11 protein-coding genes and 3 tRNA genes are annotated in these 12,915 nt (G+C 64.5%); 7 read left to right on the top strand and 7 right to left on the bottom strand.

From position 1 onward, the window contains the following. Positions 1-135: 135 nt before the first annotated feature. The 3 genes from BLR75_RS01170 to BLR75_RS01160 form a co-directional block, all read right to left on the bottom strand. Positions 136-220: transfer RNA gene (locus BLR75_RS01170), tRNA-Leu, on the bottom strand. A gap of 52 nt (positions 221-272) precedes the next feature. Beyond that, positions 273-348, bottom strand: a tRNA-His gene (locus tag BLR75_RS01165). Between the two features lie 29 nt (positions 349-377). After that, positions 378-454: transfer RNA gene (locus BLR75_RS01160), tRNA-Arg, on the bottom strand. 265 nt (positions 455-719) lie between these two features. Between BLR75_RS01160 and folD the strand changes: the two genes are divergently transcribed. Then, positions 720-1,574 carry a bifunctional methylenetetrahydrofolate dehydrogenase/methenyltetrahydrofolate cyclohydrolase FolD gene (gene folD / locus BLR75_RS01155; RefSeq protein WP_084310411.1) on the top strand — a complete coding sequence of 285 codons (855 nt, stop codon included), beginning with the start codon at positions 720-722 and terminating at the stop codon, positions 1,572-1,574. 55 nt (positions 1,575-1,629) lie between these two features. On the opposite strand, the gene cysS is transcribed toward folD, so the two are convergent. Both cysS and BLR75_RS01145 read right to left on the bottom strand, forming a co-directional pair. Then, entirely contained in the window at positions 1,630-3,012 is a 1,383-nt protein-coding gene (gene cysS / locus BLR75_RS01150) for a cysteine--tRNA ligase (RefSeq protein WP_174688559.1), read from the bottom strand. Positions 3,013-3,014: 2 nt separating this feature from the next. Beyond that, positions 3,015-4,697 (bottom strand): glutamine--tRNA ligase/YqeY domain fusion protein, encoded by a 1,683-nt coding sequence (locus BLR75_RS01145; protein ID WP_084310413.1) that lies wholly within the window; start codon positions 4,695-4,697, stop codon positions 3,015-3,017. Between the two features lie 121 nt (positions 4,698-4,818). Here BLR75_RS01145 and BLR75_RS01140 point away from each other — a divergent pair, with 121 nt between their 5' ends. From BLR75_RS01140 to BLR75_RS01130, 3 genes are all read left to right on the top strand, one after another. Further along, positions 4,819-5,316: a peptidylprolyl isomerase gene (locus tag BLR75_RS01140; protein WP_084310414.1), complete on the top strand. Its 498-nt coding sequence runs from the start codon at positions 4,819-4,821 to the stop codon at positions 5,314-5,316. Positions 5,317-5,320: 4 nt separating this feature from the next. After that, on the top strand, positions 5,321-6,061 hold the full coding sequence (gene lpxH / locus BLR75_RS01135; protein WP_084310415.1) for a UDP-2,3-diacylglucosamine diphosphatase: 741 nt from the start codon (positions 5,321-5,323) through the stop codon (positions 6,059-6,061). 68 nt (positions 6,062-6,129) lie between these two features. Beyond that, positions 6,130-6,342: a YgdI/YgdR family lipoprotein gene (locus BLR75_RS01130; protein WP_084310416.1), complete on the top strand. Its 213-nt coding sequence runs from the start codon at positions 6,130-6,132 to the stop codon at positions 6,340-6,342. 11 nt (positions 6,343-6,353) lie between these two features. Here the strand turns inward: BLR75_RS01130 and BLR75_RS01125 are convergent, their stop codons facing one another. Further along, on the bottom strand, positions 6,354-6,959 hold the full coding sequence (locus tag BLR75_RS01125) for a MiaE family protein (RefSeq protein ID WP_084310417.1): 606 nt from the start codon (positions 6,957-6,959) through the stop codon (positions 6,354-6,356). Between the two features lie 174 nt (positions 6,960-7,133). Here BLR75_RS01125 and BLR75_RS01120 point away from each other — a divergent pair, with 174 nt between their 5' ends. Then, positions 7,134-7,997, top strand: a complete 864-nt coding sequence (locus tag BLR75_RS01120) for a universal stress protein (RefSeq protein ID WP_084310418.1) — start codon at positions 7,134-7,136, stop codon at positions 7,995-7,997. Between the two features lie 58 nt (positions 7,998-8,055). On the opposite strand, the gene BLR75_RS01115 is transcribed toward BLR75_RS01120, so the two are convergent. Next, on the bottom strand, positions 8,056-8,532 hold the full coding sequence (locus BLR75_RS01115) for a DUF1289 domain-containing protein (protein ID WP_084310419.1): 477 nt from the start codon (positions 8,530-8,532) through the stop codon (positions 8,056-8,058). A gap of 377 nt (positions 8,533-8,909) precedes the next feature. Here BLR75_RS01115 and acnB point away from each other — a divergent pair, with 377 nt between their 5' ends. Together acnB and BLR75_RS01100 are read left to right on the top strand one after the other, a co-directional pair. Beyond that, complete coding sequence (gene acnB / locus BLR75_RS01105; protein WP_084310420.1) at positions 8,910-11,510, top strand: bifunctional aconitate hydratase 2/2-methylisocitrate dehydratase; 2,601 nt, start codon at positions 8,910-8,912, stop codon at positions 11,508-11,510. 193 nt (positions 11,511-11,703) lie between these two features. Next, complete coding sequence (locus tag BLR75_RS01100; RefSeq protein ID WP_084310421.1) at positions 11,704-12,906, top strand: CmpA/NrtA family ABC transporter substrate-binding protein; 1,203 nt, start codon at positions 11,704-11,706, stop codon at positions 12,904-12,906. The last annotated feature ends 9 nt before the right edge of the window (positions 12,907-12,915 follow it).

Below are 12,915 nucleotides of genomic sequence, written 5' to 3'. Positions count from 1 at the left end.
ATTCCTCGTGGCACAGACGTAAGCCGGTCGCTCCGGCCCCAGAATCAAGGGCAAGCATTCTATTAGGTAGAAATGCAGAAGTCACCCTAGCGGAGCGCGCGAAAACTCACGGATACAGGATGATCGGAGAAAGAATGGTGCGGACGGAGAGACTCGAACTCTCACAGCTTGCGCCACCGGAACCTAAATCCGGCGTGTCTACCAATTTCACCACGTCCGCAGGGAATCGCAGAAACGAAAACGCCAGGCTCTGGGCCTGGCGCTTCGGAATATGGGGTGGACGATGGGAATCGAACCCACGACACCAGGAGCCACAATCCTGTGCTCTACCAACTGAGCTACGCCCACCATATTACATGCTTGTACCGAACGCCATCTGGCGCGCCCGGCAGGACTCGAACCTGCGACCATCCGCTTAGAAGGCGGATGCTCTATCCAGCTGAGCTACGGGCGCTTTAGTGGCTGCAACCCTTTGCTAAGCAGTTCAGCTTAAAACCACCGAACCGGTTCGCATCGCCTTCTGATCTTGCTTCAGGCTGTGCTCGACAAGCGGGGCGCATGTTATCGATGAGGCCGATACCCGTCAACGCTTTTTTTAAAAAAATTTCATTGAGATAAAGGAGTTACGACAAATCGGGGATACCGTGCCTTTGCCTTCAGGGGACGGCGTGCGAAAATGCGCGTCCATTTTTCACCCGACTCGATGGTTAACCCTCCGCATGACTGCACAACTGATCGACGGCAAAGCGATCGCCGCCAGCCTCCGCCAGCAGATAGCCCAACGCGTCACCGAGCGGCGCCAGCAGGGACTGCGCATTCCCGGCCTGGCCGTGATTCTGGTTGGCAGCGATCCCGCCTCTCAGGTCTATGTCGCGCACAAGCGCAAGGATTGCGAAGAGGTCGGCTTCCTGTCCCAGGCCTACGATCTCCCGGCGGACACCACCCAGGCCGACCTGCTCGCCCTGATCGACCGCCTCAATGCCGACCCGGCCATCGACGGCATCCTCGTCCAGTTGCCGCTGCCGGAGCACCTGGATGCCTCGCAGCTGCTCGAACGCATCCACCCGGACAAGGACGTGGACGGCTTCCATCCCTATAACGTCGGCCGCCTGGCCCAGCGCATCCCGCTGCTGCGCCCGTGCACCCCGAAAGGCATCATGACCCTGCTCGGCAGCACCGGCGCCGATCTGTACGGTATGAACGCGGTAGTTGTAGGCGCCTCCAACATCGTCGGCCGCCCCATGGCGCTGGAGCTACTGCTGGCCGGCTGCACCGTCACCGTGACCCACCGCTTCACCCGCGACCTGGCCGAGCACGTGCGCCAGGCCGACCTGGTGGTGGTCGCCGCCGGCAAGCCGGGCCTGGTCAAGGGCGAATGGATCAAGGAAGGCGCCATCGTCATCGACGTCGGCATCAACCGCCAGGCCGACGGCCGACTGGTGGGCGACGTGGAATACGACGTCGCGGCACAGCGTGCCAGCTGGATCACCCCGGTACCGGGCGGTGTCGGCCCGATGACCCGCGCCTGCCTGCTGGAAAACACCCTGTACGCCGCCGAACAGTTGCACAACTGAACGGACAGGAACGAAAAAGGCCGCATCAGCGGCCTTTTTCATATGCGCAACCGGATTATTCGGCCAGGCGCCAGGTAGTGCCGCCCTTGCCGTCTTCCAGGACCACGCCCATGGCGGACAACTGGTCGCGAATCCGGTCGGACTCCGCCCAGTTCTTCGCCGCACGCGCCTCCAGACGCGCCTGGATCAGCGCCTCGACCTCGGCCGCGTCGATCTTGCCCTCGGCGCCAGCCCGCAGGAAGGCATCCGGCTCCAGCTGCAGCACACCCAGCAGAGCGCCCAGCTCCTTCAGGCGCGCCGCCAGCCCGGCCGCCGCCTGCGCATCGCTGTCGCGCAGACGGTTGACCTCGCGAGCCAACTCGAACAGCACGGCCACCGCTTCCGGCGTATTGAAGTCATCGTCCATGGCCGCGCCGAAGCGTTCGACGAAGGCTTCGCCACCCGCCGGAGCGACGGACGGCAGGCCCCGGAGCGCGTGATAGAAACGCTCCAGCGCGCCCTTGGCTTCCTTCAGGCTGTCTTCGGAATAGTTGATCGGGCTGCGGTAGTGGCTGGAAACCAGCAGGTAACGCACCACTTCCGGATGATATTTCTCCAGCACCTCGCGGATGGTGAAGAAGTTGCCCAGGGACTTGGACATCTTCTCGCCATCCACGCGCACGGCCCCGGCATGCATCCAGGCCTTGGCGTAGAGCTTGCCGGTGGCCGCCTCGCTCTGGGCGATCTCGTTCTCGTGGTGCGGGAACACCAGGTCCGGACCTCCACCGTGAATATCGAAGGTCTCGCCCAGGCAGCAGGTGGACATCACCGAGCACTCGATGTGCCAACCCGGACGCCCCGGTCCCCACGGCGACTCCCAGCTCGGCTCGCCCGGCTTGGCGCCCTTCCAGAGCACGAAGTCCAGCGGGTCTTCCTTGGACTCGTCGACCTCGATGCGCGCACCGATGCGCAGGTCCTCGATCTTCTTGCGCGACAGCTTGCCGTAGCCGACGAACCTGCCGACCCGGTAGTAGACGTCGCCATTGCCCGGGGCATAGGCGAAGCCCTTGTCGATCAGGGTCTGGATCATCTCGTGCATGCCGGCGATGTGGCCGGTGGCGCGTGGCTCGGCATCCGGACGCAGCACGCTCAGGCGCGCCTCGTCCTCATGCATCGCAGCGATCATGCGCTCGACCAGCGCCTCGAACGGCTCGCCGTTCTCGTTGGCGCGGCGGATGATCTTGTCGTCGATGTCGGTGATGTTGCGCACGTAGGTCAGGTCGTAGCCGCGCTGGCGCAGCCAGCGGGCGATCACGTCGAACGCCACCATCACCCGCGCATGGCCGATATGGCAGAAGTCATAGACGGTCATGCCGCAGACGTACATGCGCACCTGGTTGCCGACCAGCGGCTTGAAGTCTTCCTTGGTCTTGCTCAGCGTGTTGTAGATCTGCAGCACGGTCATTGACCCCAGGAGTCACGCAGGGTGACGGTACGGTTGAACACGGGCCTGCCCGGTCGGGAATCCTTCAGGTCGGCGCAGAAGTAACCCTCGCGCTCGAACTGGAAGCGATCCTCCGGCGCAGCCTGACCAAGCGACGGCTCGGCGCGGCAACCGCTGAGCACCTGCAGCGAATCCGGGTTGATGTTGTCGAGGAAACTGCCGCCCTCTTCCGCCTTCTCCGGGTTCGCCGAGCGGAACAGACGGTCGTACAGGCGCACTTCGCACTCGACGCTGCCTTCGGCCGGCACCCAGTGGATCACGCCCTTGACCTTGCGGCCTTCCGGGTTCTTGCCGAGGGTGTTCGGATCGTAGGAGCAGCGCAGCTCGACGATGTTGCCGTCGGCATCCTTGATCGCCTCGTCGGCGCGGATCACGTAGCTGCCGCGCAGGCGCACCTCGCCGTTCGGCTCCAGGCGCTTGTAGCCCTTCGGCGGCTCTTCCATGAAGTCGTCGCGATCGATGTAGATCTCGCGGGCGAACGGCAGCACGCGCACGCCCATGTCTTCCTTCGGATGGCGCGGCAGCTCGAGGTTTTCCACCTGGCCTTCCGGATAGTTGGTGATGACCACCTTCAGCGGACGCAGGACGCACATGGCGCGCGGCGCGGTGGCATCCAGATGGTCGCGGATGCTGAACTCCAGCATGCCGATGTCGACCACGCCGCTGGCGCGGTTGACGCCGACCATCTCGCAGAAATTGCGGATCGATTCCGGGGTGTAGCCGCGACGGCGATAGCCGGAGAGGGTCGACATGCGCGGATCGTCCCAGCCGGACACATGACCTTCGTCCACCAGTTGCTTGAGCTTGCGCTTGCTGGTGATGGTGTAGTTCAGGTTCAGGCGCGAAAACTCGTACTGGCGCGGCTGCGCCGGCACCGGCAGGTTCTCCAGGAACCATTCGTAGAGCGGACGGTGATCCTCGAACTCCAGGGTGCAGATCGAATGGGTGATGCCCTCGATGGCGTCCGACTGACCGTGGGTGAAGTCGTAGCTCGGGTAGATGCACCACTTGTCACCGGTCTGGTGATGATTGGCATGGCGAATGCGGTAGAGGATCGGATCGCGCAGGTTCATGTTCGGCGAGGTCATGTCGATCTTCGCCCGCAGCGCACGGGCGCCGTCCGGGAACTCGCCGGCCTTCATGCGCGCGAACAGGTCGAGGTTCTCCTCGACGGAACGGTCGCGGAACGGGCTGTTGCGGCCGGGCTCGGTCAGGCTGCCGCGATAGGCGCGCGCTTCTTCCGGCGAAAGGTCGCAGACATAGGCCTTGCCGGCCTTGATCAGGTGGACGGCCCATTCATGCAACTGGTCGAAATAGTCGGAGGCGTAGCGCACCTCGCCCGCCCACTGGAAGCCGAGCCAGCGCACGTCGCTCTCGATGGCGTCGATGTATTCCTGGTCTTCCTTCGCCGGGTTGGTGTCGTCGAAGCGCAGGTGGCAATCGCCGCCGAATTCCCTGGCCAGGCCGAAATTCAGGCAGATCGACTTGGCGTGACCGATATGCAGGTAGCCGTTGGGCTCCGGCGGGAAACGGGTGACGATCTTCGTGTGCTTGCCGCTGTCCAGGTCGGCCTGGACGATGGGGCGCAGGAAGTTGGCGGCTACGGTGCCTTCTTTGGGATCGACGGTAGGCTTGCTCATGGGGTCCTTGATCTAGCTGATGCGCGGCCAGGGTAGGCCGGCCAAACCAAAGCGCTTATGATACCCGAAGCTGTCAAGCCCCTGACAGGCTTTCGATTTCCCCAACGAGCGGAACCCCCTCATGATCAAGCTGCATACCAACTACGGCGTCATCACCCTGGAACTCTTCGAAGACAAGGCCCCGGAAACCGCGGCCAACTTCCGGGAGTACGTGAAGAGCGGTCACTACGACAACACCATCTTCCACCGGGTGATCAACAACTTCATGATCCAGGGCGGCGGCTTCGAGCCGGGCATGAAGCAGAAGGCCACTCGCGCTCCGATCAAGAACGAGGCCAACAACGGCGTTGCCAACAAGATCGGCACCATCGCCATGGCCCGCACCATGGAGCCGCACTCCGCCAGCGCGCAGTTCTTCATCAACGTCGCCGACAACGACTTCCTCAACCACAGCGCGCCGACCGTGCAGGGCTGGGGTTACTGCGTGTTCGGCCAGGTGACCGACGGCATGGACGTGGTCAACAAGATCAAGGGCGTGGCCACCACCATGCGCTCCGGCCACCAGGACGTGCCGGCCGACGACGTGATCATCGAGAAAGCCGAGATCGTCGGCGAATGAGGCGATGAGCGTCCTGTTCATCTCCGATCTGCATCTCGAAGCGGAACGCCCGGACATTGTCCGGGCGTTTCTGCATTTCCTCCGCACCCGTGCCCGACAAGCCGAAGCCCTGTACATCCTCGGCGACTTCTTCGAAGCCTGGATCGGCGACGATGGCATGGACGATTTCCAGCGCTCCATCGCCCGGGCCCTGCGCGAACTGGCCGACAGCGGCACGCGCATCTTCCTGATGCACGGCAACCGCGATTTCCTGATCGGCAGGGCGTTCTGCCGGGAAGCCGGCTGCACCCTCCTCCCCGATCCCAGCGTGATCCACCTGGATGGAGAGCCCGTGCTGCTGATGCACGGCGACAGCCTGTGCACCCGCGACGAGGCCTACATGCGCCTGCGCCGCTGGCTGCGGAATCCGCTTTCGCTGTTCATCCTGCGCAACCTGCCGCTTTCCACCCGTCACAAGCTGGCGCGCAAGTTGCGCAAGGAAAGCCGCGCACAGACGCGCATGAAGGCCAGCGAAATCGTCGACGTCACTCCGGAAGAGGTGCCGCGACTGATGCGCCAGCATGGCGTGCGTACCCTGATCCACGGCCATACCCACCGACCGGCGGTGCATGACCTGCAACTGGATGGCCAGCCGGCGCAACGCATCGTCCTGGGCGACTGGGATCGCCAGGGCTGGGCGCTGGAAGCGGGAGCGGACGGCCAACTGCGGCAGGCACCCTTCCCACTGGAGCTTTCCGACTCCTGAGCGGACGGGGCCGGAGACGTGGCGCAACTATACTTGCAGGTAGCGCCACCTCTCATGCGAGGCCAGCCATGAAGACTCGCTGGATTCTGCTTGCAACCTGCCTGCTCGGCCTTGCCGGCTGCTCATCGGAGTACATCATCTCCACCGTCGACGGCAATCTCATCACCACCGACAACAAGCCGCGCCTGGACAAGTCCAGCGGCATGATCCGTTTCGAGGATCACGAGGGCCGCGAGCAGATCATCCCGCAGAGCCAGGTCAAGCAGATCATGGAACGCTGAGCGCGACCGCCTCAGGCAACCAGGGGAACGCCGCTGTGGAAACGGAACTCGGCGTCCGGGGTAGAAATCAGCTCCGCCTCCACGGCGCGGATTTCCGCCACTCGCCGTTCGATATCGGCCTCGTCACCATAGCGCCGCGCAAGGTTCAGATAGCCCTGGAAGTGCCGCGCCTCGGACTTCAGCAGCGAGCCATAGAACTTGGCCAGATCGGCATCCAGATGCTCGACCAGCGCCGCGAAACGCTCGCAGCTGCGGCATTCGATGAAGGCGCCGACGATCAGGGTATCCACCAGCTTGTGCGGCTCGTGATTGCGCGCCAGCGCGCGCAAACCTGATGCATAGCGTCCGGCATGAACGGTGCGCAGGGGAATCCGGCGTTTCTTCAGGATCGCCAGCACCTGCTCGTGATGGCGCAACTCCTCGCGCGCCAGGCGCGACATGAAGTTCACCAGGTCCTCGTGGTTGCTGTACTTGGCGATCAGCGCCAGCGCCGTGCTGGCGGCCTTGAACTCGTTGTTCTTGTGATCGATCAACAGGACTTCCTGGTCCTGCAAGGCGGCCTGCACCCACGCCGCAGGCGTCGCGCAACCGAGGAAATCCCTGATTTCAGACAGCATGACTCGCTCCACTCATAATATTCGGCAACAGCCGCGCCGCTGGCCGCTACCCTCAAGGCGGAGCATTATACGAAGGAGGCGGGCCGCAGCCAGTTCCGCCCTTGATATGCCTCAAGGTCATATTCGCCGGATCGCTACTAGAGTTATGAACGACGCGCACTCAGGGAGACGATCATGCAAGCCATCCGTAGCATCCTCGTAGTTGTGGACCCCGAACAGCCAGAAGGCATCGCATTGAAGCGCGCCAAGCTGATCGCCAATGTCACGCAGTCCCACCTGCACCTGCTGGCCTGCACCCGGCATGGCGACCACTCCGCCCGACTCGGCGACCTGACCGAAAGCCTGCGCCAGGAAGGCTTCAGCGCCTCCAGCCGGCAGGCGTGGAAAGACAGCCTGCACCGCACCATCATCGCCGAGCAGCAGACCGAAGGCTGCGGCCTGGTGGTCAAGCAGCACACCCCCGACAACCCGCTGAAGAAGGCCCTGCTCACTCCGGACGACTGGAAGCTGCTGCGCTACTGCCCCAGCCCGGTACTGCTGGTGAAGAATCCGACGCCCTGGGCGGGCCGGAACATCCTCGCCGCCGTCGACGTGGGCAACAGCGATGCGGAACATCGCAAGCTGCACGCCACCATCATCAGCCATGCCTACGATATCGCCGGCCTGGCCCACGGCAGCCTGCACGTCATCACCGCGCACCCGTCGCCCATGCTTTCGGCAGCCGATCCCACCTTCCAGCTGAGCGAAACCATCGAGGCGCGCTATCGCGAGGCGTGCAAGGCCTTCCAGGCGGAATACGGGGTCGACAATGAACATCTGCACGTCGAGGAAGGTCCGGCCGATGTGCTGATTCCTCGCGCCGCCCATGACCTGAACGCAGCCATCACCGTCATCGGCACGGTGGCGCGTACCGGCCTGTCCGGCGCGCTGATCGGCAACACGGCGGAAGTGGTGCTGGACACCCTGGAAAGCGACGTGCTGGTGCTCAAGCCGGACGAGATCAGCGCGCACCTGGAAGAGCTGATCACCCAGGAATGAGGCCGTAGAAAGCAGAAAGGCCGCCCAGCGAGGCGGCCTTTCCTGTTTCTGCAGCGAGTCAGACGCGCAGGTCCAGCCCCTCCCGCAGGAATTTCGGCGCGATGTAGCGCTCGTAATGGGCCTCTGAGAGCAGGAAGAATTCCCGATCGATGGCGTCGCGCAGGTCCGGCAACGTCCATTCGCGGAATTCCGGCAGCAGCGCCAGCCCGTAGGCGTCCACCTGGTTGATCATCCGCGCCCCGCGGGCGATGAGCTGGTAGGCCCAGCAATACGGCGACTGCTCAGGCACGAAGCGGATCTGCCGCTGCTCCAGCTGCGCGCGCAGGCGCCGGGGATCGAAGACCTCGAGCTTGGCCATCATGACCTGCACCAGAAGCACTTCGAGCCGCTTCCAGACCGCGCGCTTTTCCTCGTCGCTGTAGAGGTTCCAGTTCACCACCTCGTGATGGAAGCGCTTGCAGCCGCGACAGACGAGATCGCCGTAGACCGTCGAACAGAGCCCGACGCAGGGGGTTTTGATGCGCTGTGAAGACATGCCGACCAAGGGAAGAAAAAATGGCATCTTAGCCCTTTGCCCAGGCAAGATCATCCTTTAGCAGTAAGCGAATCGGCTTACCTTCGGGGCGGATTTCCTTTAGAATCAGCCCGCCTTTTTGGCGCCATTGTCCGTTCGAAGCTGTTTTCAAAGCGTCACGAGCACAGATACCGGCAGCCGCATGGTGTGGGCACTTCCCTCGAGCGCCCACCCACTCTCGTCCCTGGCCTTCCGGCGTAAAACTTTGAAAACAGCTTCTGTCTGGAGGCCGCCGGTGCCGTCGTAGGTCCGTGGATTACCGTCCACCATGCCTGACGAATGGATCGGTGAGACCTCCTGGATACGCGTCCTCCGGGACCACTGATGAGGGAAATACTGTGCTTGAAGCCTACCGCAAACACGTAGAAGAGCGTGCTGCCCTGGGTGTCGTACCCCAGCCGCTGAACGCCGAGCAAACCGCAGGCCTGGTCGAACTGCTGAAGAACCCGCCGGCCGGCGAAGAGCAGTTCCTTCTGGACCTGATCACCAATCGCGTTCCGCCGGGCGTGGACGAAGCAGCCTACGTCAAGGCCGGCTTCCTCTCCGCCATCGCCAAGGGCGAAACCACTTCCCCGCTGATCGACAAGGCCCGCGCCATCGAGCTGCTGGGCACCATGCAGGGCGGCTACAACATCGCCACCCTGGTCGAACTGCTGGACAGCGCCGAGCTGGCCAACGCCGCCGCCGAGCAGCTGAAGCACACCCTGCTGATGTTCGACGCCTTCCACGACGTCGCCGAGCGCGCCAAGAAGGGCAATGCCGCGGCCCAGGCCGTGCTGCAGTCCTGGGCTGACGGCGAGTGGTTCAAATCCAAGCCGGCCCTGGCCGAGAAGATCTCCCTGACCGTGTTCAAGGTCCCGGGCGAAACCAACACCGACGACCTGTCCCCGGCTCCGGATGCCTGGTCGCGTCCCGACATCCCGCTGCACGCGCTGGCCATGCTGAAGATGGCCCGCGACGGCATCGAGCCGGTCGAGCCGGGCGTCAAGGGCCCGCTGAAGCAGATCGAAGCGGTTCTCGCCAAGGGCTTCCCGGTTGCCTACGTCGGTGACGTGGTCGGTACCGGCTCCTCCCGCAAGTCCGCCACCAACTCGGTGCTGTGGTTCTTCGGCGACGACATCCCCTACGTGCCGAACAAGCGCGCAGGCGGCTTCTGCTTCGGCAACAAGATCGCCCCGATCTTCTACAACACCATGGAAGACGCCGGCGCCCTGCCGATCGAGTTCGACGTCGCCAACATGAACATGGGCGACGTCATCGACGTCTACCCGTACGCTGGCAAGGTCTGCAAGCACGGCACCGACGAAGTCCTCACCACCTTCGAACTGAAGACCCCGGTGCTGCTCGACGAAGTCCGCGCTGGCGGCCGTATCCCGCTGATCATCGGCCGTGGCCTGACCGAGAAGGCCCGTACCGAGCTGGGTCTGGGCGCATCCGACCTGTTCGCCAAGCCGGAACAGCCTGCCGACAGCGGCAAGGGCTACAGCCTGGCGCAGAAGATGGTCGGCAAGGCCTGCGGCGTCGAAGGTATCCGTCCGGGCACCTACTGCGAGCCGAAGATGACCACCGTCGGCTCCCAGGACACCACCGGCCCGATGACTCGCGACGAGCTGAAGGACCTGGCCTGCCTGGGCTTCTCCGCCGACCTGGTGATGCAGTCCTTCTGCCACACCGCGGCCTATCCGAAGCCGATCGACGTCAACACCCACCACACCCTGCCTGACTTCATGATGACCCGCGGTGGCGTATCCCTGCGTCCGGGCGACGGCATCATCCACAGCTGGCTGAACCGCATGCTGCTGCCCGACACCGTCGGCACCGGCGGCGATTCGCACACCCGCTTCCCGATCGGCATCTCCTTCCCGGCCGGTTCCGGCCTGGTAGCCTTCGCTGCCGCCACCGGCGTAATGCCGCTGGACATGCCGGAATCCGTTCTGGTGCGCTTCAAGGGCGAAATGCAGCCGGGCATCACCCTGCGTGACCTGGTCCATGCGATCCCCTACTACGCCATCAAGGCCGGCCTGCTGACCGTCGAGAAGAAGGGCAAGAAGAACATCTTCTCCGGCCGCATCCTCGAGATCGAAGGCCTGAACGGCCTGACCGTCGAGCAAGCCTTCGAGCTGTCCGACGCCTCCGCAGAGCGTTCCGCCGCCGGCTGCACCATCAAGCTGCCGGAAGAGGCCATCGCCGAGTACCTGAAGTCCAACATCACCCTGCTGCGCTGGATGATCGGCGAAGGCTACGGCGATGCCCGCACCCTGGAGCGTCGCGCCCAGGCCATGGAAGCATGGCTGGCCAACCCGCAGCTGATGGAAGCGGACAAGGACGCCGAATACGCCGCCGTGATCGAGATCGATCTGGCCGAAGTGAACGAGCCGATCCTCTGCGCCCCGAACGATCCGGACGATGCCCGTCCGCTGTCCGCCGTCGCCGGCGACAAGATCGACGAAGTGTTCATCGGTTCGTGCATGACCAACATCGGCCACTTCCGCGCTGCCGGCAAGCTGCTGGAGAAGGTCAAGGGCGGTATCCCGACCCGTCTGTGGCTGGCTCCGCCGACCAAGATGGACCAGCACCAGCTGACCGAGGAAGGCTACTACGGCATCTACGGCCGCGCTGGCGCCCGCATGGAAATGCCGGGCTGCTCGCTGTGCATGGGTAACCAGGCTCGCGTCCAGACCGGCGCCACCGTGGTGTCCACCTCGACCCGTAACTTCCCGAACCGTCTGGGCGACTCGACCAACGTGTACCTGGCCTCCGCCGAACTGGCTGCGGTCGCTTCGATCCTCGGCAAGCTGCCGAGCGTCGAGGAGTACATGGAGTACGCGAAGAACATCGACAGCATGTCTGCCGACATCTATCGCTACCTGAGCTTCGACCAGATCGCCGAGTACAAGGAAGCCGCTGCGAACGCCAAGATCCCGGTCGTTCAAGCCTAAGCCTCATCGGCAATGAAGAAGCCCCGCCATAGTGCGGGGCTTCTTCTTTTCCGCACTACCCTCCCCGCCTGGCATAGCGCTTGCTTTTGCACTGGCAACAGGCAGCCCGACGCAGGGCCGCGGCATACAGCGGCGTCGCCTCCGCCCGCAGCGATCGCGGGTGAAGCGGCGCCTTTTCGTTCAGAGGGTGGCAATGACCGACAACACCAGCAATCGTCCGGACGTCCTGGCCTGGGTGGCCGGCTCCGACGCTCCGGAGAAGAGCGCGCTGAACCTGGGCTTCATGGCCCTGACCGACAGCGCATCCCTGGTGGTCGCCGCCACCCAGGGTTTCGCCCAGCCTTACGGACTGACCCTCAACCTGCGCCGGCAGGCGTCCTGGGCCAATCTGCGCGATCGCCTGCTCAGCGGCGAGCTGGACGCCGCACAGGGCCTCTACGGGCTGATCTACGGCATCCAGCTGGGCATCGGCGGCGCACCGGCCACCGACATGGCCGTGCTCATGGGCCTCTGCCAGAACGGCCAGGCGATCAACCTCTCCGCCCCGCTGATGCGCGACGGCGTGACCAGCGCCGAAGCATTGCAGCGCCACGTGCTCCATGACGGTGCACGCCTGACCTTCGCCCACACCTTCCCCACCGGCACCCACGCGCTCTGGCTCTACTACTGGCTGGCCAGCCACGGCATCCACCCGCTGCGCGACGTCGACACCCTGGTGGTGCCGCCGTCGCAGATGGTCGCCCACCTGCGCGCGGGGCGGATCGACGGTTTCTGCGCAGGCGGCCCCTGGGGCGCGCTGGCGATCGAGCAGGACATGGGCTTCACCCTGGCCACCAGCCAGACGATCTGGCCGGACCATCCGGAGAAGGTGCTCGGCACCACCCGCGCCTTCGTCGAGCGATACCCCAACACCGCCCGCGCGCTGGTCATGAGCATCCTCGAAGCGAGCCGCTTCATCGAGGCCAGCGAGGACAACCAGCGCGGCGTGGCGCGCCTGCTGAGCAGCGCCGAGTACGTCGACGCACCGCTGTCCAGCATCGAGCCACGCCTGCTCGGCCGCTACCAGGACGGCCTCGGCCACGCCTGGCAGGACGCCCATCCGCTGCGCTTCTTCGCCGACGGCCAGGCCAACATGCCCTGGCTGTCGGACGGCATGTGGTTCATGACCCAGTTCCGCCGCTGGGGCCTGCTGCGCGACGATCCGGACTATCCGGGCGTCGCCCGCCAGGTGCAGCAGCTGGCGCTGTACCGCGAAGCGGCCGGCGCCCTGGGCATCCCCGTGCCGGACGGCGAATCACGCAGCTCCAGGCTGATCGATGGGCGCATCTGGGACGGCAGCGACCCTGCCGGCTACGCCCGCGGCTTCCCGCTGCACGCCCTGCCCTCCGCCCTCTGAATCGCCACG

Origin of the sequence: Pseudomonas jinjuensis (genome assembly GCF_900103845.1) — a bacterium.
GTDB classification, from domain to species: Bacteria; Pseudomonadota; Gammaproteobacteria; order Pseudomonadales; family Pseudomonadaceae; genus Pseudomonas; species Pseudomonas jinjuensis.
The sequence above is the reverse complement of the archived record's forward strand: the minus strand, read 5'-3'. Positions and strand labels throughout refer to the sequence as shown.